At 60.7% G+C, this 25003-nt stretch carries 20 protein-coding genes and 9 pseudogenes; 17 read left to right on the forward strand and 12 right to left on the reverse strand.

Annotated features, from left to right (window positions below; all coding sequences use genetic code 11):
* Positions 1-338: 338 nt before the first annotated feature.
* Both HAP47_RS36145 and HAP47_RS36150 read right to left on the reverse strand, forming a co-directional pair.
* The gene (locus HAP47_RS36145; protein ID WP_173643882.1) at positions 339-581 is read right to left on the reverse strand and encodes a DUF2274 domain-containing protein; all 243 of its coding nucleotides are present in this window, start codon (positions 579-581) and stop codon (positions 339-341) included.
* Positions 582-585: 4 nt separating this feature from the next.
* A pseudogene (locus HAP47_RS36150) lies at positions 586-1350 on the reverse strand (TrbI/VirB10 family protein); the annotation flags it as partial.
* 391 nt (positions 1351-1741) lie between these two features.
* Here HAP47_RS36150 and HAP47_RS36155 point away from each other — a divergent pair.
* A pseudogene (locus HAP47_RS36155) lies at positions 1742-2879 on the forward strand (IS256 family transposase); the annotation flags it as partial.
* 224 nt (positions 2880-3103) lie between these two features.
* Here the strand turns inward: HAP47_RS36155 and HAP47_RS36160 are convergent.
* From HAP47_RS36160 to HAP47_RS36175, 4 genes and pseudogenes are all read right to left on the reverse strand, one after another.
* Positions 3104-3277, reverse strand: a complete 174-nt coding sequence (locus HAP47_RS36160) for a hypothetical protein (protein WP_166072911.1) — start codon at positions 3275-3277, stop codon at positions 3104-3106.
* 1066 nt (positions 3278-4343) lie between these two features.
* On the reverse strand, positions 4344-5693 hold the full coding sequence (locus HAP47_RS36165) for an IS701 family transposase (RefSeq protein WP_173643968.1): 1350 nt from the start codon (positions 5691-5693) through the stop codon (positions 4344-4346).
* 379 nt (positions 5694-6072) lie between these two features.
* Positions 6073-7299: an IS91 family transposase gene (locus tag HAP47_RS36170; protein ID WP_173643881.1), complete on the reverse strand. Its 1227-nt coding sequence runs from the start codon at positions 7297-7299 to the stop codon at positions 6073-6075.
* A gap of 20 nt (positions 7300-7319) precedes the next feature.
* A pseudogene (locus HAP47_RS36175) lies at positions 7320-8181 on the reverse strand (tyrosine-type recombinase/integrase).
* Between the two features lie 1231 nt (positions 8182-9412).
* Between HAP47_RS36175 and HAP47_RS36180 the strand changes: the two are divergent.
* The 6 genes and pseudogenes from HAP47_RS36180 to HAP47_RS36195 all read left to right on the forward strand — a co-directional run bounded on the left by HAP47_RS36180 (position 9413) and on the right by HAP47_RS36195 (position 12630).
* Entirely contained in the window at positions 9413-9679 is a 267-nt protein-coding gene (locus HAP47_RS36180; RefSeq protein ID WP_173643880.1) for a hypothetical protein, read from the forward strand.
* A gap of 454 nt (positions 9680-10133) precedes the next feature.
* The gene (gene tnpB / locus HAP47_RS41855; RefSeq protein ID WP_173643879.1) at positions 10134-10316 is read left to right on the forward strand and encodes an IS66 family insertion sequence element accessory protein TnpB; all 183 of its coding nucleotides are present in this window, start codon (positions 10134-10136) and stop codon (positions 10314-10316) included.
* A gap of 104 nt (positions 10317-10420) precedes the next feature.
* Complete coding sequence (locus HAP47_RS41860) at positions 10421-10732, forward strand: transposase (RefSeq protein ID WP_371821704.1); 312 nt, start codon at positions 10421-10423, stop codon at positions 10730-10732.
* A pseudogene (gene tnpC, locus HAP47_RS36190) lies at positions 10708-11742 on the forward strand (IS66 family transposase); the annotation flags it as partial. The gene HAP47_RS41860 and the pseudogene tnpC, both read left to right, overlap by 25 nt.
* Positions 11740-11985, forward strand: coding sequence for a transposase domain-containing protein (locus HAP47_RS41865; protein WP_371821832.1), 246 nt, complete (start codon positions 11740-11742; stop codon positions 11983-11985). The pseudogene tnpC and the gene HAP47_RS41865, both read left to right, overlap by 3 nt.
* Before the next feature lie 59 nt (positions 11986-12044).
* A pseudogene (locus HAP47_RS36195) lies at positions 12045-12630 on the forward strand (plasmid pRiA4b ORF-3 family protein).
* A 10-nt stretch (positions 12631-12640) separates the two neighbouring features.
* On the opposite strand, the gene HAP47_RS41870 reads toward HAP47_RS36195, so the two are convergent.
* Together HAP47_RS41870 and HAP47_RS36200 are read right to left on the reverse strand one after the other, a co-directional pair.
* Positions 12641-12925 carry a hypothetical protein gene (locus tag HAP47_RS41870; protein WP_371821713.1) on the reverse strand — a complete coding sequence of 95 codons (285 nt, stop codon included), beginning with the start codon at positions 12923-12925 and terminating at the stop codon, positions 12641-12643.
* 25 nt (positions 12926-12950) lie between these two features.
* The gene (locus tag HAP47_RS36200; protein WP_371821714.1) at positions 12951-13358 is read right to left on the reverse strand and encodes an alcohol dehydrogenase catalytic domain-containing protein; all 408 of its coding nucleotides are present in this window, start codon (positions 13356-13358) and stop codon (positions 12951-12953) included.
* Here HAP47_RS36200 and HAP47_RS36205 point away from each other — a divergent pair.
* On the forward strand, positions 13240-13929 hold the full coding sequence (locus HAP47_RS36205; protein ID WP_176396208.1) for a hypothetical protein: 690 nt from the start codon (positions 13240-13242) through the stop codon (positions 13927-13929). The two genes, HAP47_RS36200 and HAP47_RS36205, sit on opposite strands and share 119 nt — an antisense overlap.
* A gap of 34 nt (positions 13930-13963) precedes the next feature.
* Here the strand turns inward: HAP47_RS36205 and HAP47_RS36210 are convergent, their stop codons facing one another.
* Complete coding sequence (locus HAP47_RS36210; RefSeq protein WP_173643877.1) at positions 13964-14509, reverse strand: hypothetical protein; 546 nt, start codon at positions 14507-14509, stop codon at positions 13964-13966.
* Positions 14510-14945: 436 nt separating this feature from the next.
* Positions 14946-16228, reverse strand: a pseudogene (locus HAP47_RS36215) (IS256 family transposase).
* Positions 16229-16341: 113 nt separating this feature from the next.
* Between HAP47_RS36215 and HAP47_RS36220 the strand changes: the two are divergent.
* The 3 genes and pseudogenes from HAP47_RS36220 to HAP47_RS41875 form a co-directional block, all read left to right on the forward strand.
* Positions 16342-16497 (forward strand): annotated as a pseudogene (locus HAP47_RS36220) (transposase); the annotation flags it as partial.
* An 89-nt stretch (positions 16498-16586) separates the two neighbouring features.
* The gene (locus HAP47_RS36225; protein ID WP_224581069.1) at positions 16587-16799 is read left to right on the forward strand and encodes a hypothetical protein; all 213 of its coding nucleotides are present in this window, start codon (positions 16587-16589) and stop codon (positions 16797-16799) included.
* A gap of 62 nt (positions 16800-16861) precedes the next feature.
* Complete coding sequence (locus tag HAP47_RS41875) at positions 16862-17095, forward strand: hypothetical protein (RefSeq protein WP_371821835.1); 234 nt, start codon at positions 16862-16864, stop codon at positions 17093-17095.
* Positions 17096-17163: 68 nt separating this feature from the next.
* Here HAP47_RS41875 and HAP47_RS36230 read toward each other — a convergent pair whose 3' ends face one another.
* Positions 17164-17454, reverse strand: coding sequence for a hypothetical protein (locus tag HAP47_RS36230; RefSeq protein WP_173637249.1), 291 nt, complete (start codon positions 17452-17454; stop codon positions 17164-17166).
* Here HAP47_RS36230 and HAP47_RS36235 point away from each other — a divergent pair.
* The 3 genes and pseudogenes from HAP47_RS36235 to HAP47_RS36240 all read left to right on the forward strand — a co-directional run.
* Positions 17438-19528: a recombinase family protein gene (locus HAP47_RS36235; RefSeq protein WP_173637250.1), complete on the forward strand. Its 2091-nt coding sequence runs from the start codon at positions 17438-17440 to the stop codon at positions 19526-19528. The genes HAP47_RS36230 and HAP47_RS36235 overlap by 17 nt on opposite strands.
* Positions 19529-19645: 117 nt before the next feature.
* A complete protein-coding gene (locus tag HAP47_RS41880) occupies positions 19646-19822 on the forward strand; it encodes a hypothetical protein (protein WP_371821836.1) in 177 nt (58 codons plus the stop codon).
* Positions 19804-20094 (forward strand): annotated as a pseudogene (locus tag HAP47_RS36240) (transposase domain-containing protein); the annotation flags it as partial. The gene HAP47_RS41880 and the pseudogene HAP47_RS36240, both read left to right, overlap by 19 nt.
* A gap of 411 nt (positions 20095-20505) precedes the next feature.
* On the opposite strand, the gene HAP47_RS36245 reads toward HAP47_RS36240, so the two are convergent.
* A complete protein-coding gene (locus HAP47_RS36245; RefSeq protein WP_173640777.1) occupies positions 20506-20670 on the reverse strand; it encodes a hypothetical protein in 165 nt (54 codons plus the stop codon).
* 499 nt (positions 20671-21169) lie between these two features.
* On the opposite strand from HAP47_RS36245, the gene trpD reads away from it, so the two are divergent.
* The 3 genes and pseudogenes from trpD to HAP47_RS36260 all read left to right on the forward strand — a co-directional run.
* Complete coding sequence (trpD, locus tag HAP47_RS36250) at positions 21170-22180, forward strand: anthranilate phosphoribosyltransferase (protein WP_166072521.1); 1011 nt, start codon at positions 21170-21172, stop codon at positions 22178-22180.
* A gap of 240 nt (positions 22181-22420) precedes the next feature.
* Positions 22421-22606 carry a hypothetical protein gene (locus tag HAP47_RS36255; RefSeq protein WP_173640776.1) on the forward strand — a complete coding sequence of 62 codons (186 nt, stop codon included), beginning with the start codon at positions 22421-22423 and terminating at the stop codon, positions 22604-22606.
* Positions 22607-24537: 1931 nt separating this feature from the next.
* Positions 24538-24807, forward strand: a pseudogene (locus tag HAP47_RS36260) (M20 family peptidase); the annotation flags it as partial.
* Positions 24808-25003: the final 196 nt, after the last annotated feature.

A 25003-nucleotide genomic window follows, 5' to 3' on the forward strand; every position in this document is an offset into this window, starting at 1 on the left:
TGAGTTGGAACGCGCCAATATTCCTCTTCAGCCATGCCCAGCGATAGTCCGTCATCAGCACCCACGGCGATAGCGTGACGATGCAGAACTACGAGAGACGAAAAGCCTTTGAGGATTTTTTGTTTTCCAAGCCAGTTTAGCCTGAAGGCGCCAAAAATCGAGCGCCACGGTGTCAGCCGCCGCCGCGAGCCTGATTAGCACGAACGCAGGAATCGTATGCGAGCCTCTTCTACGCGAATTGCGCGACGGAACCGGCCGCGGCCGGCTCGACTCTTGGGCATATTCGCGAGCGGACAACGACAACCCAAGTTGGCCGCATTGAACTTGCTGTCAGAGCGCTACCGCTCGCCTCCATTCGCACGCTGACGCGCGCGCCGAGCTTTGCGAAAGCTCCTGTCCGCCGCCATGAACCTCGCCAGCATAGGTGCGATCAGCTTGGCTGGATCCTGAACGGGTTGTCCCGTTTCCTGGGGCAGGATTTCAGCGTAGGCAGCGAGGTCCCGGTGGACGATTGCCGGCAGTTCGTGCGCCACTTTGATCGGTTTGTCGTCTTCGATCGCTCCAAGCTTGAGCTTGGCCATCGCGTTATCCCCTATATGGTTCGAGCACCAGGTCGCGGTTGACGATCACCCTCACCGAAAATGCCTGGCGGATCGTCAACGTTGGCTGGATGTTGAGATTGCGGCAAACCAGCTGCTGTCCTGTCTGATTTGCGGAATCCTCCGCTCCACGCCGGAGCGCAGCAATGAGGTCGCTGTTGGTGTTGCCTGCGTCCGCGCCCGAATTGACCTCCGTGCCAACAGCGAGCAGTCTCGAAAGCGCTGCTGCGCCCAAGAGCTCTTTCCAGTGATTGTCGACCTCGTCCTCGAGGCCGGCGTATCTAGATGCATCTGCGCCAGGCTGCCGTTCCAGGACGATCGAACGCCCGTTCGGCATAATCAGCCGCGTCCAAACCAACAGTACGCGCGACTGGCCAAATGCCGCCTGGCTGTCGTAGGTGCCGATCAGCCTTCGAGCTCGCCGCGTTGGATTGTCATAGACAGCTTCCGTCACCTGCGCCGTGATTTGCCCCGGTAGATCGGATCGAATGCCCGTGATGAGAGCGGCCGGAATGACTGTGCCGGCCTGCACCACAAACGGCGAAGCTGGCCTCACGAGGCGATCCGGACTGGTCGTCCGGCGGTCGACGGATGCGCTGACGAAGGCGAGCTTCCGTTCCTGGCCATTCTGGGCGAACGTTTCATCAGATGATGTCGTGGCATTCGAAGGCGTTTCATTGGCCGATGTCACAGCAGTTGAGGGACAGACATTGGTGCTGGCAACGACCTTGCTGGTACGACTCGTGCTTGTCGTGAGGATCGATCACACGCAACCCCGCTGACGCAGCATGTACCACATCAAGAAGGTGCTTCATTCTCATATGACATTCGCCGGTGCCACGGCCGAACGCAGCTTCTAAGACCGCGCCCTTTGCTTCTCAGTCAACCTGAATAGCGTTGGCTACATCGTCTCGCATTTTCCGGTACATGAGGATGATGCGCGAGCCACCGAGAAACTGCTCTATGAGAATCCGGTCGTGTCCCAGTGATGGTGTAGCTCGGTAGAGCAAAGCCGCCCGTACGCGCGCCTCAAATAGCGCCGTAGCGGGCGGGCGGCTTTGCGGTGGTCACCGGCGATTCGCCGGTAGGATCGGGTTGCGACACGCCAACGCAACCGAGGAACCACCGATGACCGACGATATGTGAACCTGCGCACGCTCGTGGAGAAGACCCCTGATGCCGATCTGTTGCGCGAGATGATCGGCTTTTCCGCCCAGCGGCTGATGGAGCTGGAAGTCGAGGGCCACACCGGGCGGCCTACGGCGAGAAGAACCCCGAACGGCTGGCCCAGCGCAACAGCTACCGCGACCGGACCTGGGAGACCCGGGCCGGCACGGTCGAGCTTCGCATCCCCAAGCTGCGCAAGGGCTCCTACTACCCGGGTTTCCTGGAGCCGCGCCGGATGGCCGAGAAGGCGCTCACCGCCGTAGTTCAGGAAGCCTATGTGCAGGGCGTCTCGACCCGCTCATCGACGATCTCGTCCAGGCGATGGGGATGAGCGGCATCACCAAGAGCCAGGTGAGCCGGCTCTGCGCGGAAATCGACGACAAAGTGAAGGCGTTCCTCGCCCGGCCGATCGAGGGCGACTGGCCGTATCTGTGGATCGACGCCACCTACGTGAAGGTGCGCCAGCAGGGGCGTATCGTGTCGGTCGCAGTGATCGTCGCTGTTGGCGTCAACAGCGACGGCCGGCGCGAAGTTCTCGGCATGGATATTGGCCCTTCCGAGGCCGAGACGTTCTGGACGGCGTTCCTGCGCAAGCTCGCTCGCCGGGGCTTGCGTGGCGTCAAGTTGGTCGTCTCCGACGCCCATGAGGCATCAAGGCCACCGTCGCCAAGGTGCTCAACGCCGGCTGGCAACGGTGCCGCGTCCACTTCATGCGCAACGCGCTGGCGCGCGCCGGCAAGAGCGGGCGGCGCGTCGTCTCCGCCTTCATTGCCACCGCCTTCGCCCAGGACGATGCCGAAGCCGCAACGGCGCAGTGGCGCAAGGTCGCCGATCAACTCCGCCCCAAGCTGCCCAAGCTTGCCGACTTCCTCGACGAAGCGGAGACCGATGTGCTGGCCTACATGAATTCCCGCCGCAACATCGCACCAAGCTGCACTCCACGAACCCAATCGAGCGCCTCAACGGCAAGATCAAGCGGCGCACCGAGGTGGTTGGCATCTTCCCCAACGAGGATGCCATCTCCGCCTCATCGGCTCGATCCTGCTCGAGCCGAACGATGAATGGGCCGTCCAGCGTGCCCGTTACATGACACTGGAAACCATCGCGCCGTTGAGTAAGGCGTCGGGTTCGCTCGCGACCTTTGCTTCCTTCAGGATTTTACCCTGGGCATCACAACGCACACGCTCGACAGTTCCAATGACACGTCGATTCCGGCCTAGTTCTCCACGGCAACCCTCCGTCTCAGGATGCTTGGGCCGACTCAAGTCGTGACCCCGTTTGATCAGGGGACAGCCACCATCATGCCCCCTTGCTCGGAGCAGGGCCCCTTACCGCATCTAGCCTGACCAGGCCGCGCTCTGCGGCTGATCAATCGTCTTGAGCGATGCATCGAGTTCTGCGATTAGCGCGCTGTGCCTGTTCTTGTCCGCTATTGGCGGGCAGCTATCGCCGATCGCAATTGGCTTTCGAAGATGAGCGATATCGGCAGCGACAAATTCGTCGAGTGTCATGGCAGTCACCTCCTTTCTGCCTGACATCCGCAGCATGAGTGGTTAAGAGAGCGCAAAGACCTAGCGTCTCGCCCATAGGGCTGAGAAGACCTTCGCCTTTCCGCGCGGCATATGCCTAGCGCCTATCAGCCCCAACAGAATGACTTTGGCATGCAGAGACGACCGTGCGGTGCTGCGCGGCGTTGATAAGTCCGGCGGCTCCGGATTTGCAAGATTATCGGTGCGAGCCGGCCTCACATAGCCAGGACTCTTTCCAAGGTGCAGCAAGATGGATGGTTGGATAGTGACGGTCACCATCCTCAAGGAAGACAGCGACGACGACGAACAGGCATGTAACTTTGCGGTCAGCCGTGAAGCTGCCCCTGAAAGACTGCGGGGGCAAAGGCCGCAATGCTAAACTGCCCGATCGAAGAGAAGCAATTGCAAAGGCCCGGCGTGGAGCCTGGCGAGCTGATCGCTATACTCGATGACTAGATCGATCCAATCATCTCGCGACCCCAAAGTCACTAAAAGCGCCGCACGTCTGGTCTCGCTCACCCGTGTCCGATTGATGACATGTGTCCGGAAGCCGCCATTTGAATTGCGAGAAATTGCTCGGGCCAAAGCTGGAAGCCTCGGGCCAAAGCTGGAAGCGATGCGTTCTGCCTCTCCTTCAAGCAGAGTTGCATTTCGACTATTTGGCACGCCGGTTGCTACCCCCTTATGGCTTGGTTGCTTACTGATGAACCTCGTGAGACGGCCAAGTCTCCACCAGCAACTCGTGCGGGCGGCTCCTTCCGCCGTCCGCACCCCTTTCACGGTGCTGGCCTTAGCGCCGCGCTTCGTGTGGATCGTGACCTGTGGAAAGGCTGCGCAGCTTTTCGCCTCTTTTGCGTCGCGACGGTCTGGCATGAGAGTTGCTGAGAGACGTTTGGACTCGGCTTCTCATACTTTCGCGCAACCCCCATGAGATGGCGAAGTCCGCGCAGCCTTGCGCTAGCGCGAGCGGCTCCTCCAGCCGCTCGCGCTTCTTTCGGTAGCATCGGCCTAGCACTACTTTGGCAGAAAGTATTTTCGCCGCTGTTTTTCAAGGATTTGCTTTCGGCAATATGGGCACTGCTGGGGCGGCGGCCGAAGGATGAGATCGACGATAGCGTGACGTACGGCGGGCATAGTTGGTTGAGGGGGAAGCCCGTTGATTCTTTTTTTTCCGCCCCGCGTTTGCGAGGCGACGATGTTGCAGGAAGGCGTAGGCAATCATTGTCATAAGGGCGTGGCGATGAAGACCTTGCCATGATCGCCCTTCGAAGTGATCAAGTCCAAGCTCCTCCTTCAACTGTTGATGCGCCTGCTCACAAATCCACCGTGCCTTGATGGTGGCGGCCAGCGTGCGCAGATCCGTCGTCGCCGGAAGATTGGCAAGATAGTATTTCTTCTCCCCGGAGGCACGTTGCTCGCCAATGAGCCAGGCTTCGTCGCCTGGGAGATGCTGCTGACCTTTATCCCATATCCGCTGCGGAGGGCCGTCGGCGGTGCGGACACGAAGAGCAGCAAATCGGGCTTTGAGCCGACCTTTCGTCCCGCTACGCCAACTCACGGTTTTCCATTTGGCGCTGGCCAGCATTTGTTCTGCCGCAATAGATAAGATATCGGGCACGTGGTGCTTTCGTGGTTTGCCACGGGCTTTGGTGATCGGCCAAATGAGCTTTACATCGACCGGATACACTTTCTGGTGCCGAGGGATACCGACCGCCCAGGCCAGCCCGCGCTCTGTTAGCCCTTGTCGAAACGGTGCGCTGAGGCCGTATCCTGCATCCGCCAGCACACATCCAAAGCGTATGTTGGCTGCCATCGCGCGGTCAATCTCGGCCAAAGCGATCTCCGGCTTGGACCGTGGCGTTCGGTATTCGACTGGCACGCGAGCGCGCTTCAAACGAGATATGTCGCTTGTCCAGCTGTCAGGCAGAAAGAGACGTAACGCGACCATCACTGGCACTTCGCCGCGCGCAAGCGTTAAAGACACCAGTGTTTGGCAATTTGCAGTTTTACCGAGAGCCGACGCGTATTGAGCCGCAACACCGACAGATCGCCCCCCCTTTTTTGGCAGTGAGGTGTCATCAATAACCAGCACCGCATCCCTACCGCCGACAAGTCGGTCCGCCTGGTTGAGCAGCTCTGTCTCCAGCGGCGTCGCGTTCCAGACACCGTCCGCAATGAAATGGTGCAACTGGTCGTAGTTGCTCGTGGCAAGGCGTTCCGCCATCGGCTGAACGCTCTTGCGATCGCCGGGACCGATCAATCCCGCAACATACAGAGGACACATCCGCTGTCGGGTCTTATGACCCAGCCGGTCCAAGAACGGCATCAGCCAGCGTTCGAGCTCGTCTTCCCATTCCGGCATGGTCAGCCCTCCAAGAGCCGACCACCCATGAATCATTGAAAAATTGATTCGGGAATCTGGAGGGTTCTGTGAGGTCGCGCTCACGCGAGGGCGCGGCAGGCGCTTATGACGCGACCTCATTGAAGCCGGATTGAACGAAGGCGCGGGAGGCTATTCGCGGTTTTGCAGCTATGGGGATTGTTCGAGATCGCCATGCCCGATCTGCTGGCTCGGCGCGTGAGGCAGAGACACAGGAGTGCGCATCCTGGAAGAGTTGAGATCAGACGCGCTTCGCCTGAGATCGCGATAGGCCTTTTGCTGCATCGGACGGTTGTTGTCGCGCAGTGTGACAGCACGGATTCGACATCGTCCGCGATGATCGAGACGCTGGGAGCGAAATGACGAATGATGATCGTCGTGCACGACATGACTTGGCTCACGATGTGTCGCATCGGAACGGTGATGTTCGAGGGCTGGAGCGTCTGAAGCTATGTCGAAAGCGCTCAATGATGCGCATGACGCCACCACAATCGGGACAGGCAGGAACCTCGGCCCAGGTTTGAGCCTCCGAATCCACAGGCGACGGCTGGCCATCGTTTGGGGCTGTTCGCTCATGATCGAGAAGTTCGCGGCAAAGGGCGAGCTTGGCAGCGCGATGGCGGTTGGCCATGAAGCCGAAGTGGCGGATGCGGTGGAAGCCGTCAGGCAGCGTATGAAGCAGGAAACGGCGAATGAACTCATCGGGCTTGAGATTCATGATCTTTGTCGCGCTGTTTTGGCGATAGTCCTTCCATGAGAAGGCGACATGATCGTCGTCGAGTGCGACGAGCCGGCTGTTGGCGATCGCGACGCGATGGGTGTAGCGGCCGAGATAGGCCAGGACCTGTGCGGGTCCGCCGAAGGGCCGCTTGGCGTAAACAACCCAGTTGATGCGTCGCATGGCGTCGAGGTGGGCCGCAAAGGCAGCCGGCTCGGCCAGAGCTCCGAGATCGCCGAAGAAACGCAAGGCACCGGAGTTGAAGGCTGCCGACAGACGTTTGAGAAAAAGTGTGCGAAATAGTCTGGACAACGGTTTGACGGCCAGGAAGAAGTTCGGTCGGCAAGCGGTCCAGCGCGCGCCATCGGGCGAGAGGCCGCCACCCGGAACGACGCAATGGACGTGGGGATGATGCATCAGCGTCTGTCCCCAGGTGTGGAGGACGGCGACGCCGCCGATCGCACCGCCGAGCCGGCGTGGATTGGCGGCGAGCGTCGTCATCGCCTCGGCGGCAGCCTTGAACAGGATGGCATAGACGACGGCCTTGTTCTGGAAAGCGATCGCGGCGATCGGTGCGGGAAGTGTAAAGACGACGTGGAAATAGGGAACCGGAAGCAGGTCGGCTTGACGCGCGGCGAGCCACGCGGCTCGGGCTCTCCCCTGACACTTCGGACAGTGCCGATTGCGGCAGGAATTATAGGCAACGCGTGTCGTGCCGCAGTCGTCGCAAGCCTGCATGTGGCCGCCGAGCGCCTCGGTCCGGCACGCAACGATCGCGCTCATCACGCGCCGCTTGACCCGCCCCAGATGACCGGCATGTACACGGCGATAGGCGTCGCCATGCCGGCACAGAATATCGGCAATCTCGATGGCGGGCCTGTTGGAGCGGATGTCGGAGCGGGTCATGACCCGCATCCCGCTGCGGGTCATCCAGGTGGCGTCACCTCCAGCGACAGGCGATCGAGCGGGCTCTGCGTCGCTCGGATCGTATCGGTGGCGACCTGCGTGTAGCGCGCTGTCGACGACAAATTATTGTGCCCGAGCAAGACCTGGATGATCCGGATATCGGTTCCGTTCTCGAGAAGATGTGTCGCGAAGCTGTGGCGCAGCGTGTGCAGCGTGACGCGCTTGGTCAGGCCCGCAGCCTTCACCGCCGACCGGCAGGCGGCATGCAGCACGGTCTGATCGATCGGATGATCTTCGTCACGACCAGGGAACAGATAAAGCCGCGGCCGGGCGAGCCGCCAGTAGATGCGCAGGATGCCCAGCAGCTGGGGCGACAGCATCACGTTGCGATCCTTCGCGCCCTTGCCGTGGCGCACCTGGATGACGCCGCGGGCGCTGTCGATGTCTTCGATCCGCAGTCCCGCAACCTCCGAGGCCCTGAGCCCGGCCGCATAGGCGGTGGTGAGCGCGGCGCGGCTCTTCAGGCTCGATACCGCTTCAAGAAACTGAACCACTTCGTCGGCGCTGAGAACGACCGGCAGCTTGCGCGGTTTTCGCGCATAGGGAATGCGCTCTGGGATGAGCGCCTCGCCGAGCGTGACGCCGTAGAAAAACCGTAGCGCACAGACGATCTGGTTCAGCGCCGGCCATGAGATGCCGGTCGAGACCAAATGCACCTGGAAGGCGCGGACGTCTTCCAGCTCTAACCGGTCAGGCGATCGGCCAAAAATAGCGGCTGAACTTCGAAACCGCGCTGATGTAGGATCTTTGCGTCGCCGGCGACAGATTGCGGACGGTCATGTCTTCGATCATGCGGCGGCGAAGAGGGCTCAAATCGGCCATCTCGATACTCCTGTCTGAGGGGGTGGGCTCCAACACCCACATCCTCTCAGCCAGGAGGCGATCTATGCCACCTTGCCCCCTACGCCGCGGCAGCGGCTTAGTTCAATCCTAAATCGCGGCGAAATCAGCTTTCTGCCAAAGTAGTGCTAGTGCACGCTGTGGAGATCATGCCATAACCCGTGAAGAGGCGTTGAAGATCGCCATTGAGGCGCCCACACAATGGTCTCAAGGGAAGGTCGCAACGGCCGTCGTGCTTGCCGCGATCGCGAAGCTCGAAGCGAGTAGGCCGACACCTAGGCGGCCTCCAAAACGGAAGCTCTCTTCCATAACGCGGATGCGCGCGTTAAAGTTACGCCCTAGCAATGTCAGGCCCCTAGGGTCGCGCTGCCATCCTCCGGATATCGAGCAGAAGTACACCGAAGTATTCGAAGAGCGCGAGATCGCTGCATATCACGAGGCGGGGCATGCAGTGATTGCTCGCGCACTAGACATAGAGGTCGCGTGTGTTGCCATCATTCCTTTTATGGGTCGCATTGGGCACGTGTGGCACGAGAAGGCCAGCCCCAAGACTGAAAACTTGATCACGATGGCAGGGCCATTCGCGCAAGCTCGCTTCACCGGCCGGCTGCTTGTGCTGCGATGACGAAGCCAACATCACCAGCGCAATGACGCAATTGCCGGAGCCGCGCGAGCACTATGAGGCGAAAGCAAAGACGCTCGTGGCGGAAAGCTGGCGCGCTATCGAAATTGTCGCGGAAGAACTATTGATCGGAGCTGGCAGGCTCTACGGCCCGACGCTTGATTTGGCTATATGCTGCGCTGCCCCTGGCGTCCCCTAGCGATCGATGATCCCGGCGAGGATGGCTTTGGCGCGCACGGAGACGGCCATGTAGTGCTGTGCCGCTTTGATAGACTTGAGCCTTCCCGGGTCATTCTGTGCGATGTTTGGATCAGATAGGATGCGCTGGAACCGCGCCTGCGCCACGCCTGCACACGGCGGAGGCGTGGCAGGATGGCCGGCCGCGCGACAGTGTCGATCCGCTCAAACTTGCTCGCCACGGCGGCTTTCCTCCAAGTCGTAGCCTAGCGCAGCTCGCGCTACGCATGGAAGAGGGTCCCGTGATCCTACGGACTAGGCCGCCACGGATCTGCAATCCTCCCATTATTGGGAGGTGGCTACTAGGCGTGGATGCGTAGAGTAACCGCCTGTCTTGAATATCGGACGAGTGAGATGGCAGCAGGATGGATGGTTTCGATCGGCGTTCCCAAAGCCGACGGCAAGCTTCGATATGTAACCTATGCGGTCGCAATGGCCGATGCGACAGAAGCCGTAAAGGCTTCGTTGGCGGCCAGCGCGGGCGAAGCAGCGATCTCGAATTCCGAACTACGCGAAGCTGACTTGAAGGGCCTCGGCGTAAGAGCTGGCGAGCTTGTGACCATATATGATGATCGGAATGATCCGCTGATCTCACGGACGTGGCGTCCTGATACCGGCTAGGATCGAGCCGCCCCAATTCTCAAGGCACCGCTGACCAGAGCCTCTCGGGCCGCGTGCGGTCGTTTGGCACGCTCGTTGCTGGGCTTGGTTGCTTGGCCCCGATGTCGCGGGACACCAAATCGTCAAAGTCAGAACTGGCGCGGGCGGCCCGCGATGGTATTTCCAGCGACCCATCATAGGTTTCTCTCGGCAGAGATAAAGCGCATGATCAAACACCGAATGCTTTTCAAGCAAGCAAAGCCCCTTACTGACCGTCTGTTGGAAGAGGCGGCGTGCTTAAGGAACTGCGTTGACCAGATGCCGGCATGCCCAAAGTGCGACGCGATGTTGCGCAAAGCGCGGGAGCATCAAGTGACTGCCCACATGGCAGATTGGATTAGATCGTCCGGGCTTAGGTGCCCAACTTAGCCGGCGGCCCTCATCTTACCCCGTGGAAGCTTCAACCCAAGACGCGATGAAGGGTGTGGTGGTCTTCCGTGCGAAGCGCGCTGATCGGGTGAAGATTGTCGTCTGGGATGGCAGCGGCCTTGTGATGTACCGGAAACGGCTCGATGGCGGCCGCTTCATGTCCTCCCATCGTGGCCGGCGTCATGCGGGTGAATGCCACGCAGCTGTCCGCGCTTCTGGCCGGCATTGAGTGGACACGCATGCATGCGCCTCGAATCCCGCAGCCGAAAGCGCTTTGCGTAGGACATAAAATCTTCGCTGCATCGTGGCGCGAAGCATGGCAGACTCGGGCCAATGAGTGATTTACCTGATGTGCTGCCGAGCGATCCAGGCGACTTGCGTGTCTTTGCCGCGGCTCTGCTGGATCGCTGCGCCAGGCTCGAGCGGTTGCTCAAGCTTGCAAAAGATGCGCAGTTCGGTCGATCGTCGGAAAAGCTGGACGCTGATCAGCTACAGCTTGTTTGGAGGACATCGAAGAGGCCGTCGCGGCTCTCGAAGCAGCCGAGAATCACGCCAATCCAAGAACCTGCGAGAAGAGAACTTCCAAGCGCGGGGCCAATCGTGGCAAGCTGCCGGAGCATTTGCCACGCATCGTCGAGACCCTGATGCCCGCTGCAACCTGCTGCCCGTGCTGCGCAGGCGACCTTTTTGAGATCGGTCACGATGAGAGCCAGATGCTGGACGTCGTACCGGCGCAGTATCGCGTCATCGTCACCCGCAGCCCCAAACTGGCCTGCCGCGTCTGTCACGGCGTCGTCCTCCAGCATGCTGCTCCCGAGCGATTGATCAGGGGAGGACTGCCGACCGAGCGGCTGGTCGCGCATGTGATCGACGCCAAGTATCATTGGCATTTGCCGCTCTACCGCCAGGCGCAGATGCTGACGACGCACGGTATCGCCATCGACCGTTCTGCGCTCGCCTTCTGGGTCGGCTATGCCGCCCAGGAATTGAAGCCCTTGTGGCATCGTCTGCGCCAGCTTCTGCTCGGCTCTTCGAAGCTCTGTGTCGACGAGACCCCCGCACCGGTGTTGGATCCGGGGCGCGGCAGGACCAAAACCGGCTACTTCTGGGCGCTGTCACGCGATGACAGGCTCCGGGCCGGACCTGACCCACCTGGCGTGGTTTACGCCTATGCACCGGGCCGTGGGGCCGTTCATGGCTTGCAGCTGCCTGAGGGCTTTCGCGGCATCATCCACTGCGACGGCTATCAGGCTTACAAGACTATGACCCGAGAGACGCGTGCGGACGCCTTGTCCGGGACGCTTGCCTTCCGCTGGTCGCATGTGAGGCGCCAGTTTGTGAAGATCGAGCGCGAGGCCGCTCCGGCGCCAGCTCCGGTTGCCCGCGAGGCTCTTGAGTGCATCGCCCAACTTTACGCAGTCGAAAAAGCGCTCCGCGGCCGATCAGATGTCGAGCGCCGTGCTGGCAGGCAGGCGCATGCCTGACCTCTGGCGACAGCCTTGAAGCAGTGGTTTGAGGCCAAGCTTGATCACCTTGCACAGAAGAGCGACACGGCGAAGGCCCTGCGTTACGCGCTGCGTCATTGGGACGGCTTGACGCTCCATCTTTATGACGGGTGCATCGAGATGGACACGAATGCTGTCGAGCGTGCGATGCGGCCGATCAAGCTCAACGCCAAGAACTCCCTTTTTGCCGGTTGCGACGAGGGCGCCGAGAATTGGGCAGTTCTCGCTTCGTTTATCGAGACCTGTAAGCTCAATGGCGTCAGTGCCGAGCACTGGCTCGCTGACGTTCTCGCGAAGCTCGTCAATGGCTGGCCAGCGGCGCGACTGGACGAGCTGCTTCCCTGGGCGTCGACATATACGATGCATGCACACGATCCGAGGCTGGCGGCATGAGCCTGAACACGACCGCGGTCCGGATCAAGGTAACTCTCAAGGATGTGAAGCCGGAGGTGATGCGTCGCCTTGTCGTACCCGTTACCCTGCGCCTTGATCGGTTGCATCTGACGCTTCAGGAGGCATTCGGCTGGACGAACAGTCACCTCTTCGAGTTCTTCGCTGGTGAGGCACATTGGGGGATTCCCGACCCCGACAATGATTACGGCCACCAGCCCATTGATGCCCGTAAAGCGCGGCTTTGCGATATCGTTCGAGAGACCGGCGCCAAGACGATCCACTATCTCCATGACTTCGGCGACAGCTGGGATCACGTGATCAAGCTCGAAAAGTGGTTCGACAACACCGACGGAGGGCATGCCCTTCCTGCTCGAGGCCGCCGGTCGTTGTCCTCCGGAAGACGTCGGCGGTGCGCCAGGCTATGCCGAATACCTCGATGCCATCGGTGACTCCACCCATCCGGAGCACGAACATATGCGCCGCTGGGGCCCCGGAGCGGTTCAATCCCAACGAGATCGACCGGAAGGCCCTCGAGGCCGCCGTCAACGCATTGTCCGGAATTTGGAAGCCACGTCGGCAAAAGCTACGATCAAAATAGGGCGTCAAGAGCCAATCAAAAGGGCCGAAGAGCTAGGGTTACCATAGACCATCGCGCTCACGACCAGGAGCGGCCGGATCCGGGACGGGCCGAGCTCGTCCGCGCGTTGCCTTTCGGGTAGAGGCCGGATTCCAGCCAATCTCGAGCGCCGTCATCTCGCCGCCCGGTGACCTTGTCATCGACATCGATCATGATGATCTCGGCAGGCGAGTAGAATTGTGCGGTCAGCAGCGTAGCCAAGCCGACGGGGCCGGCACCGACGATGGTGACGGCGGAGCCGGGCGAGATCTTGCCGTTGAGCACGCCGCACTCGAATCCGGTGGGAAGGATGTCGCTGAGCATGACGAGAGCTCCCTCATCGACCCCATCAGGCAAATGGTGGAGGCTGGTGTCGGCAGCGGCGTCCGGACATATTCGGCCTGCGTGCCGTCGATCTTGTTGCCGAGGATCCACCCGCCGGTGCGATAGTGCGAATACATAACTCTCCGGCAGAAGTCGCATTTGCCGCAGGACGAATGCAGGAGATGAGGACGCGGTCACCCGCCTTAAAGGCGGTCACGCCACCGCCAACCTGGTCAACGACGCCCACGTCCTCGTGGACTAGAATTCGGCCGGGCTGACAGGTCGTTACATCACCCTTGAGGATGTGGAGATCAGTGCCGCAGATCGTGGTTTTCACGATCCGCACGATGGCGTCTCCGGGTTCCAGGATGGCCGGTTTCGGTCCCTGCGCGAGAGACTTTTTACCGGGCCCCTCAAAGATGAGCGCTTTCATTTCGCATCCCTCCTTGCGTATTCAGTCCGCCGGTTTTGCCTCGGGCAATTGCCATCGTCGCCCGGTAGAGCCGAACCGTGTAGTTCCAGACTTTGGTGATCGGCAGGCTGTTTTGGATCTTGCCGTCGTAGCCTCCAAACTGGCACCGCAACTGAGCCGTCCGAGCCAGCCGCGCACTGAGCTTGCGAACGCATCGGTGGTCATGCCGGCATACGGCACCGCCATTAATCTGCACCAGGCCCTTCTCGCCGCTGGCGGCAAGCGCCCTGCTGTCCTTCTCCAGAATCGCTTTGAACGGCTGCCGCGGAAGAGCGCGCGCTCGACCACGCTGATCTCGGCGTCGAGTACAGGATCGTGGGCAGCGAGCCGCAATGCCTCGATCGCATGCGTGGCGCGACCGGTTCGAACTGTTGCAGCCAGTCGCGCGCGAGCACGTCGCGCAATACGCCTCACGATCGGCCTGCGCCGGACGTACCAACCGGCGATGCGCCGCTCGCTGACGGGTTTGCCTCGATATGCAGGTCACCGCATCGAAATGCGTCACGTCGATTCTTTGCGCGCCGACGTCTGAAGCGACGATTGAGCGGGGTAGAGCATGAGCCCGTCTAGGACAGCAAATTTCGCCGGCGACAACAGCATCGTAGGCATGCCCTCGGTCCTATAGTGACGGTTCGCGTCACGGCATTCCCGGTCTCGAGCCGATCCGACGAGCGATTGATGGTCAGCGCGATCGACAGACTGCCTGCAGCGAGGAAGGGCAGATCGGATGCCACATGCGGGATGAAGGTCTGAAATGCGATCCGGGGGAGCGTGAGCGTTGCCTCGCGTGTGGCCGGCGGATCGACCGCGTATTTGGCGACGATCCTCAGACCAGAGATCGCATAACTGCCCGGCTCCTGCGGATGGATCGCGAATTCGAACCAGACACCGCCAGTGAGGCCGTCGCGCTCTTCGCTCTCATAGGGGCTGCGCAGCTGCCGCGTCAGGACATTGCACGGTTGGAACTCTGGCAGCTTGGGCGGCGCCGTCTTGTAGTTCGGCGCCAGCACCTCGATCCGCTGCGTGGCGGCCTGTCTCACCACGACGCAGGGCGGATCGAGCGTCACCCGCAGGATCGGCTCGGCGTGTTTTCCTGAGCGCGGGCCGCGCATGGCGCCAGCGAGCCAGGCATCGGGGCTGCGTTAGACAGCGGATACCTCATTGCTTCGCTCCCGCCGGCTGCGCCGCATCCTGGTGGGCATATTTCAGCTTGAGGACATCAGCAGGCGTGGCCTGGACCTGTCCAGGCTTCAGCGGCGCGGGACGTGGTCAGGTCTGCCGGTGTAACCTGATCTTCTGGCCGCCCTTCTGGACTGGGTCGATCCGACGGCCTGCCAAATAGTCAAGCCCCTCATCGACGACAATTGCCGCAAGCGATCAACTACCAATGCTCGCAATAGACCTGCTGATGGGGGCATGACCACCCTAGTTAATGATCGTCACTGAAAACTGTGCCGATCCGGCTGCATCACATGCGTTGAGGCATAAAGTCATCATCGGCCGATGAGCACGAGAGCTATCGCCAAATTTTGGTGACGGCGCGGCCGGTCAGGCGGCGGCGGTTATGGGCTGACGGTCAGTCGGTTTGGCGATGAGCTCGATCCCGTCGTTGAATGTCACACCGAGAACGAGTTTTGGCAACTGGTTGCGGCCATCGAGACGACGCCGGCTTTTCTGCGCGGCCTCAAGCAGTTTGAAGACCATCGCGAGCGCCGTTCTGTTGGACAGGCAGCCCTTCGATCGGATCGTGCGGTGGCGCACGGTAGCGAAGGTGCTTTCAATGGGATTGGTGGTCCGCAGGTGTTTCCAGTGTTCGGCCGGGAAGTCGTAGAACGCCAGTAGCGTGTCCCGATCCTTGCTCAGGCAGTCGGCCGCCTTCTCGTATTTGGGCGTATAGCTCTCGATGAAGGCGTCGAACGCCAGCTCGGCGGCGGCCTTGGTTTCGGCCATCCAGCTCTCCTGCAACGCGCGTTTGGCTTTAGGCTGCTGGCTCTTCGGCAACTTGGCGATCACGTTGGCGGTCTTGTGTACCCAGCAGCGCTGCTCGTGCGTTTTCGGCCAGACCTCGCCGGCGGCCTTCCAGAACCCGAGCGCGCCGTCGGCGATGGTGAGCCGCGGCGGCACGCCGAGCCCGCGCCGCTTCAGGTCGAGCAGCAGATCGCGCCAGTCCTGCGCGCTCTCGCGGGCGCCATCGGTGAAGCCGACCAGTTCCTTGCGGCCTTCCGGCGTCGCGCCGATCAGCACCAGGATGCACTGCTTTTCGTCTTCGAGGCGTGCTTGGAGATGGATGCCATCGGCCCAGATGTAGACGTAGCGCTTCGCCGACAGATCGCGCCTCTGCCACGCGGTGTGTTCGTCAAGCCAACCGTCCTTCAGACGGCCGATGGCGGATGCCGACAACCCGGCAGCATCCTTGCCGAGCAGCGCCGCCAGAGCCTCGGAGAAGTCGCCGGTGGAGATACCCTTCAGGTAAAGGATCGGCAGCAGCGTCTCGATCGATTTCGAGCGGCGCATGTAGGGCGGCAGGATCGACGGAGAGAACCGGATGCGGTCGGGATCGGTAGCCTCCGCCTCGCGATCGCGTACACGCGGCTGGCGGACGCCGACCGGACCGATACCGGTCATCACCTCGCGTTCCGGCAGGTGACCGTGGCGCACGAGCGCTGGTGGCCGTCCGCAGTCCTCAAATCGGCATGCTTGCCGAGAAAGTCCGCGACCTCGGCCTCGACCGCCTGGGCCAACAGAGCACGCGCCCCATTGCGCAAGATTTCGGTGAGTTGATCGTCGACGTTTCCTGGCTGAATCAACTTGATGATGTTATCTTTGGACACGGCATATCGCTCCTTCGGTGGAGAAGTGGAGGCGTCAAGCACCCCCACGATATGCCGCCTTCCCGATTCCCGCCGTCGCCAACTTTCAGCGATAGCTCACCGTTAGGCTTAGAATGGACACAGAGCATAGTGCTATCCCGGAGCCGGTGCGGCGGCTTGAGGTCTTCACCGGAGCCGGCCGCCGGCGGAAGTGGAGCGATGAGGACAAGGTGCGGATCGTTGCAGAGATCGTGGCGAGCGGCGGCTCGGTCTGTTCGTTGGCCCGACGGCATGGATTGTCACCGCAGCAGTTGTTTGGCTGGCGACGTCAGTTGCGAGAAGGAGCAGGCGGTCATTCCGAAATAGAAGAAGTAAGTTTGTGCCGGCGGTGGTGGATGCCGCGGTGCCGGCGCCCGCTGTTGATCGGGAGCGCAAAGCGGTGCGCTGCAAGGCCAAGGCGGATACCCGGGCTCGCCGTTGCGATGCCGGGATCATCGAGATCGAAGTCGACGGCATCACAATCCGGGCCGGTCGTGGTGCGGATACGACGATGATTGCGTCGATTGTCCAGGCACTGAAGGCGAGCCGGTGATCGGCCCGTCGGGTGCGGTCCGGGTGATGGTGGCGACCAAACCGGTGGACTTCCGCAAGGGGATGGAAGGGCTCGCGATCCTGGTGCGCGAGAGCATGCGGGCAGTCCAATTCTCGGGAGCTGTCTATGTGTTTCGGGCCAAGCGGGCCCAACACTCGACATTCTGCATACAGTCTTCGAAGCGCGAAGATTGCGTATCCGTGGCATCCGCTTTTTGGGCGGACGCTTCAGGTGGCACCGTTCCGACGCGGCAAGGAGCTGAAATGCATCTACACAGAGGAGCGGCGTGGGTTTAGCCGCGAAGTTCCCAATTGGATGCTCGACGAAAGCTACTGCGCCGGCATGGCGCTAGGACCGCCGCAGGTCAGTATTGAGGGGCTGAACGAATTTGCTGCTGTTCTGAAGCTTCTGGGCGCGACTCAGGCGTCGGGCGCACAATCCCGTCCTTCTTTGAAGAGGGAGAAAGGACGTGCGGAGAAAAAGCCAATATCGCGAGCCGATGCAACTGGGTCTGGATCTGCGTCTTCGGATTCCCCAGAACCCGCTGGGCGCCAATCCCAAAGGTCTGATCGAGGCGCTCGCCGATCTGTTGCTGGAAGCGGCTGGCGTCGAACCCGCTCAGATGTCGGGAGGTGACCATGAGTGTCAAGATCACACGTGATCACCTCGACCGCGCCGCCGTCGTCTATGTTCGCCAATCGACAATGTCCCAAGTTATGGGGAATCTCGAAAGCCAGCGGCGGCAATATGACCTGGCGCAGGCCGCGGAAACCGCCGGATTTAAGTCGGTGGCGGTAATTGACGATGATCTTGGCCGCTCAGGCTCTGGCAGCACTCAACGGCCCGGATTTGAGCGGCTTGTGGCGATGGTTTGTTCGGGTAACGTCGGTGCCGTTTATTGCATTGAGGCGTCGCGGCTGGCGCGCAATGGACGCGACTGGCATCACTTGATCGACCTATGCGCCCTCGCGGGCGCGTTGGTCATTGATCCCGACGGCGCCTATGATCCGCGGCTTGTCAACGACCGCCTGCTTCTCGGACTGAAGGGAACGATGTCGGAGTATGAGCTGAGCCTGCTTCGCCAACGTGGAATCGCCGCTCGGGACTCTAAGGCCAAGCGCGGCGAGTACCGCTTCATGCTTCCACCTGGATTTTGTTGGAGTGAACTCGGCAAGATCGAAATGGATCCCGACGAACATGTGGCGGGATTGGTTCGACTCGTCTTCACGAAGTTCCGCGAGCTCGGTAGCGCCCGGCAGGTCTTTCTTTGGCTGCGTGCTGCCGACATCAAAATGCCTGTGGTTCTAAAAAACGTTCAAATCTACAAGCTCAGCTGGAAGGCGCCGGCCTATCACACGGTGATGCAGATCCTGCACAATCCGCTCTATGCTGGCGCCTATGCGTTTGGCCGAATCGCCCAGAAGACACGGATCGTGGACGGTCGCGCCCGCAAGGTCAGCGGGTTCAAAAAGCCGCGGGAGGAATGGAATGTTCTCCTGCGCGACAATCATCCCGGCTATGTCAGCTGGCAGGAGTATGAGGACAATCAGAGGCTGCTGCTGGAAAACGCCCACATGAAGAAGAACTGCTCGCGAAAATCGGCGCGCGGGGGACGCGCACTTCTGACCGGATTGATGCGGTGCGGCCATTGCGGGCGGATGATGCGTGTGTTCTACGGCCAGGCCAAGGGGAATGCCCATCGTTATCAATGCCGCGGCGATGACGCCCATGTCGGCGCTGGCCTATGTATCGGCATCGGCGGGGTGCGGGTCGATCGTGCGGTCGCGCTGCAAATCCTTGAGGCCGTCTCCGATCGGGCTGTTGAAGCAGCGATATTGGCGTCCGACCAGGTTGAGCGCTCAAGACAAGAGATCATCACGGCCGTCGAACGGGAGCTTGAAGTCGTACGCTACGAAGCGTCTCTTGCTGCACGCCGATACGAGCTTGTGGATCCGGCCAAGCGCCACGTTGCCCGCGAACTCGAGGCGCGCTGGAATGGCGCATTGGAGCGGGTTGCCGAGCTTGAAGGTCGTGTAAAGGAGCTGCGCACCGCATCGGCGGAAAGTCCCAAGATCGACCGCGCCCTGCTTCTGCAACTTGCGCATGATCTTCCGCGGGTTTGGAATGCACCGTCCACGGACACGCGCACCAAGCAGCGGCTGGTTCACATTGTGGTCCGAGAGATTGTTTGCGATCTCGATAGGAACACCAATGAGGCGGTTCTGCTCATCCACTGGACCGGCGGCCGGCACACGGAGGTTCGCGTTGCTCGCGTTAAGACGGGCCGATATCCGGGCGACATGGCACCGACTGCCGTTGACGCACTTCGTAAACTCGCTGGTCATTGGCCTGATCGAGAGCTCGCCGTGTCGCTCAATCGGATGCGCTGCAAGACCGGCGACGGCGAGACCTGGACGACTGTTCGCGTGCGGGAAATGCGCGAACGCCTGGGCTTGCCGGAATACGACCCCGCATCGTCCGACGGCAAAATGATCAGCCTTGCGAAGGCTGCGGCACACTTTGGAATTTGCGTCGGATCAGCAAAGAGCTTGGTGCTGAAGGACATCTTGCCGGCCACACAAGCAATCAAGGGCTCGCAATGGTTGGTTCCTGTCGACGCGCTGAGCTCGGAAACAGTACGTATAGCGGTGCAGCGCGTGATCGAGCGTCGGCCGAGAAACTACATTGATTATCAATATGATAGAATGATCCGCCTACCCGGTATCTGACAAAGGGACGTACAATGAAACGAGCTGTGCGGATCGCATCAAGCTGGTGTTCTGGGCGGAACGGGTCTGTGCCTGTTCGCCAAGAGGCTCGAGGATGGGATCTTCCGCTGGCCGACAATCGAGGACGGCGTGATGCGCCTGTCGGCGGCGCAATTGTCGGCGCTGCTGGAGGGGCTCGGCTGGCGGCTTGTGCATGAGGCGCGAGAGACGCCGGCGCCAACGCAAGCCGGATATTGTTGGCAGCGCTGCGGCGAAGTGAATCAGGAGCGTCGAACTCACGCTGGGAGGGCCTGACGCGCTTCATCAATGATGGCCGTATCGAGCTGGACAACAACGCCGTCGAGCGCTTGATCCGTCCGATCACGCTGAACTGGAAAAATGCGCTGTTCGCAGGCTCTGACGGCGGTGCCCAGCACTGGGCCGTTATCGCCTCCTTGATCGAAACCTGTAAGCTGAATCGCATTGACCCGCTGGCCTATATCACCGATGTCCTCACCAGAATCGTCAACGGTCACCCGAACCGCCAGCTCGACAGTTTGTTGCCATGGAACTACGGAAACGGCTAGAATCCGGCCTGGGCGAAGAAAATCGACGAACCAACATTCTTGAGGCGCGCCGGTGAGCGACAAGAACATCTTGTGGCAACAGGACGGGTCGATCCCGGTTGGTTTACGGCCGAACACATCGGATCGATCAGGAGCAGCACGAGTTACCGCCCGGGCGGTTGGTAGTTCTTGCCTGCTTGGCTACCGGACACGCAAGAACACGACGTTGGTCCATTTAAAACCAAGACTGCAGCACTAGCTGAGGCGGAGCGGCTGGCAGCCCTCCACAAACGAAAAACATAGAGGTCAGCTCACGTCTCGAACCCGTGTGTTCGGAACAGCGCTTACCGCCACCTAACAATCCGGCATGTCTTCGGTCGGAAGGCCTGAAGAACATGCCGCAAACCAACCGACGCGAAGGAACACCATGATTCAAAACCAGCGGCTTCGTTTGGCTTCGCCCCTGAAGGCTGCCATCCCCTTGCTTTTGCAATGACCGCCCTCATCCCAGAGCGAGTAGACGCGCGCGATCACGCGCCGACCGTAGAGGAGAAAGAAGCCTGCATGGAGGACGTGTTCCGCCTGTGCAGCAGCCATATTCCTGATCGCGTCGCCATCATCGCTTGTCTCATATCCAAGCAATGAGGCTCAGTCGTCTGAAATGTCGCTACATGATTTCCGCTGGTGACGCTGGCAAGAAGAGTAACGAACCGAAATGAGGGGATGGCGAACCAGGTGGCTGCTCCTTCGCCTCAGGCTCAGAGATTGCCGACCGTGACCAGCAGGCCGTCACGCGATGGCGGGACAACAGGCACGGGCAATCGAGAGCGACGTCGATAACTTAGAACTGACGGACACGGTCGCCGATTACTTCTATCGGGCAGCTCAGCCTGGGGCGCTTGACCCTCACGTAGCGTCAGGTTGTAGCCTGACGAAGGAATCGCATTTAAGCGGCAGATACGCAAGCATCGAGGACGGTCTGCCGCGAGCGGGTGCTCGCACAACAATATCAATGCAATTGACGCCACGCCTCGTCGACGAAAAGTCCCCTATTGAACGAGGAGCCCGAGGATAGACTGGTAACGTGTGAAGTTCGATGGAAGCGCTTAGATCGATCATTGGCAAAGTTGCCAGCGGCACCACTCTGACATGTGAGGAAAGTGAGTTCGCCTTCGACAGCATGATGTCGGGTCAAGCGAGCCCTTCACAGATCGGTGGCTTGTTGCTGGGAATGCGGGTCCGCGGCGAGACCGTCGAAGAGGTCACCGGCGCGGCCTCCGCGATCCGCAATAGAATGCCACGGGTCGATGCGCCATGCGATCCCATCGGTATTGCTAGCACGAATGATACCCCGTTTTGCTCAGTCAACGTGGAGACGTGCGCCTCCTTTATCGTCGCCGGGGCCGGCGTTCCTGTCGCCAAGCACACCGACCGCGCAGCGTCATCAAGCTCGAGCACCGCGAACATTTTGGCGCGCCTAGGCGTGAAGACCGATCTCACGCCTGAAGCCGTTGCTCGTTGTCTACAGGAAGCCGGCATCGGCTTTCTGTTTGCGTCGGCCCAGTATCCGGCCATGCAGCGTATTCGCCAGATCCGAACTGCACTTGGGACTCGCACGATTTTTAATCTAATCACACTTCTGTCCAACCCCGTGGGGGTTAAGCGGCAGATGGTCGGAGTGTTCTCTCGTGAATGGGTGCAGCCACTGGCCCTAGTGTTGAAGAACCTTGGCGCCGAATCGGTGTGGGTGGTGCACGGCTCGGACGGGCTCGATAAGATAACCCTTGCCGGCCCGACTTTTGTTGCCGCGCTCGAGGCGGGTGCAGTCCGCACCTTCGAGGTGACGCCAGAAGATGCTGGGCTCCCCCGCCACACCGAGGCGCTGGAGAGCGGCGATGTGGACGGCAATGCCGTCGCGCTGCAAAGCGTGCTCGGTGGCGCAGCAAGTCGATATCGCGATGCCGCCCTTTTGAACGCGGCGGCGGCATTGATCGTGGCCGGCCGGGCCTCCACGCTACAGGAAGGCGTCGCACTTGGCCAGGAAGCGCTTGATCGCGGCGCCGCAGCCACCCGACTGGAGCGCCTGATCGCGGCTTCCAACGAATGACAACTGAGTCGGGCCCTGTTCAGTTGTGACCGCCAAGGCCAACGTTCACAAGCGCGAATGCTCGCTGCTCCTGCGAGGCTTGCGAGCTTGCGCCGCTTGCCCATGCATCAACGCAGTTGGCATCGAATAGGTGGCAAGAGCCGACCTTCGTCGTCGGCGAGAGCCTGTTGCGGCGCACCGTTGCCGAGGTTTCAGAGCCCGCTACGTGGTGCTAACGCTGCCGGCCAAAGGAGATGATCGATGACGTTCGCACAAAAAACGGAAGCACTCGGATCCATCGCAACGATAGAACACATCATTCGCAAGTTTAGGGAATTGATTGATACGGACAGCTCGATCCCCCCGGAGCTGCGGGGCGCGCTGCACGCAATACTCGATGAGCATCTTATCGATGCAAAAAAGCGTGTTCTCTCACGGGGACATTAAGCGCGCCAATGCCCTGCATAAGGAGAAACAATTTGCCCTGGCCAGCGCCCGCCAATACTGCAATCGGCATGATCCTGTCCGCACGGCCAGTCGGCGACGTTCCCGCCATGCACCGATCGCGCCGACGGAATCCATCAGCATGGCCGCCCCTTTCTGCCTAGCGGGGATAGGGTTGAGCTCGACAAGATCAAGCAATTGCTCATTGGTCTACAGAGAAAGCCAAGCACATTATATCCATCGAGATGGTCCAGCTTCAGGCCCGTTCTCGCGCACGGCCGTCGGCCAAACCGTCGGCGATTGCCTTAGGCTGACTGCCGCGTTCGGCCTGCCGGTGAGCCATGCCGAGATTGCCACTTTCGGCAGAACCACGGCGCTGGTGATCGAGCGCCTTGCGGTGGACCCAGGATGGCCGCTTGTTCCGGCTACCGCAGGAGGACTGCTGTCAGGCGCTGTCTGCTTGCCGCTACGCAAGTATCCGGGCGCGGCGGCCGGCAGGGTGGAGCTTCTTGATCTGCCAAAAAGACAGCGATGTCCCTTCCGAGGACCAGGCGATTCTGCTGAGGGCGCAGATTCTCTTTTGGCCGATCGGCGCAACGCATGCAGATGAAGCTTGTGACGTCGGTAGGGACATACAACTCCTACAGGATTGCCGGCGTACAGGGGCGGCATTTCGTGCAGACCCGCGAAACAGCGGGCGTAGCGAAAAGGCTCGTTCGGGATTCTATGGAAGCTATGGCAACTACCGCCAAAGCTGCTCTCGACAAGATCGAAAGCAAGCTGCACACGGGATTTCTCGGATCGATTCATACGTCGGTAAAAGCTGCCCGTCATGCAGCGCCTGGGTTCATTGAGAGTGCAATACCGGACAACCACGGTTGCTGCCGCCGGCCGACTAGGGGATGCCGCCGATGCCTTGTCACCTGCGCATTGCGGATCATGCGTTCCATGACGCACCGGCTCCCTCGTTCGGAAGTGAATTGCCGTCACGCATTGCCGGACATCTCCTACACTGCTTGGTCTTTGCCATATCGCTGCGAATTGACGAAGCCGGCACGCCCGACATCACCAACACGGCCGTCGACCGAACGCTGCTGCAAACAAGAGCTGTCAACAGACAAAAAGCGAACCCGCGCATTTTCGGGACATGTGCCTTCACAAAGCCCGATGTGCCGAACCGAGCAGCCGGGGAACAGCGAGGCCTCCGGCAAACCCTCCTGGCCGAGCAGGAGGGTGCCTCCACCTCTTCGATGCGCGCGGCCATACGCAGGAATGCGTGCGGCCAGACACCAAAGCGCGTGCATCTACCTCGTGGAACGAGCAAGGATCGACAAGATTGTCTCTCAGGGTGTTGTAGAGCGCTGCGCTATCACGGCACGCGCGCGTGCGAGCCGGCACTCACGGCTTCTCCGATCACCGGCAAGCACATCCTCCCGGAATAAGACCACGAGCAGCGCATCGAATACGTGCACTTGAACGAGGAAGGCGGGCGGCCGGCTCCACAGGTGCATTCTGCGCTCCCGCCGAAGCCAAGCCGTGCCAGGGAGCGGCACGGCACGTTCTTGGATTGATGTCGTGGTTTTGCGCAACAGAAGGCAGGTCAGCAATGCGAGGACGGCCCATACCAGGGCGCGCTCCTGAGCTTCTACAATTGCGCCGACACCTACCAGCCCTGGTAGCTCAGTTACTATCGATAGCCGCGTAGCATCATTGCCGCGGCAAGACCGGCTTCACAAGACCAGGCTTCAGAAGGCACAGGTGCCCCACAACAATTGCGCATCTTAAGACCTTCGCGCGAGATCATGATAGAATTAGCGTGGGTCTTATCCTGATCTTGTATGAGCGATGAGAGGCGAGTTCACAGGCGTCAGGCGACGTCCAGCGATCCGTTTCGAGCAACGGCAATCCTCGAGGGTATCTGACGTTGGGTTGGGATCGAGTCTCCAACGGAGCGGCCGGATCAGGTCAACAAGCTCGTCGACCTCGTCGCCGCAGGCTATGGCGACTTGCCGGCAAATGTGGAACGTGTCGCGGGACGCGACGGCCGAGGGGATCATCTGATCGCACGCTCGTCCTGGGGCCAGGAGGCACCGGGCGTCTTGGCGCTGAGCCATCTCGATACCGTACACCCGATGGGCTTCATCGAGCGCCTGCCGTTCCGGATCGACGGCGACAGCGCGTTCGGTCCCGGCATTGGCGACGTGTGTTGGCCTTCCGTTGCCCAACGGACGCGTCACGACGACCCCAGACGAACTATTCAGAGCGGTCACCTCCCTGAGCTCTGAGACCGGCAGCGCAATTGTTAAGTTGGACAATGGAGCCGGTGGGTTTAGAAATGTCATCTTGACCGGCGAGGAGAGCAGTCCACTACCTAGGGAGCTATCGCCAAATTTTGGTGAC

It is taken from the genome of Bradyrhizobium sp. 41S5 (assembly GCF_011516665.3).
In the GTDB taxonomy this organism is placed as follows: Bacteria; Pseudomonadota; Alphaproteobacteria; order Rhizobiales; family Xanthobacteraceae; genus Bradyrhizobium; species Bradyrhizobium quebecense.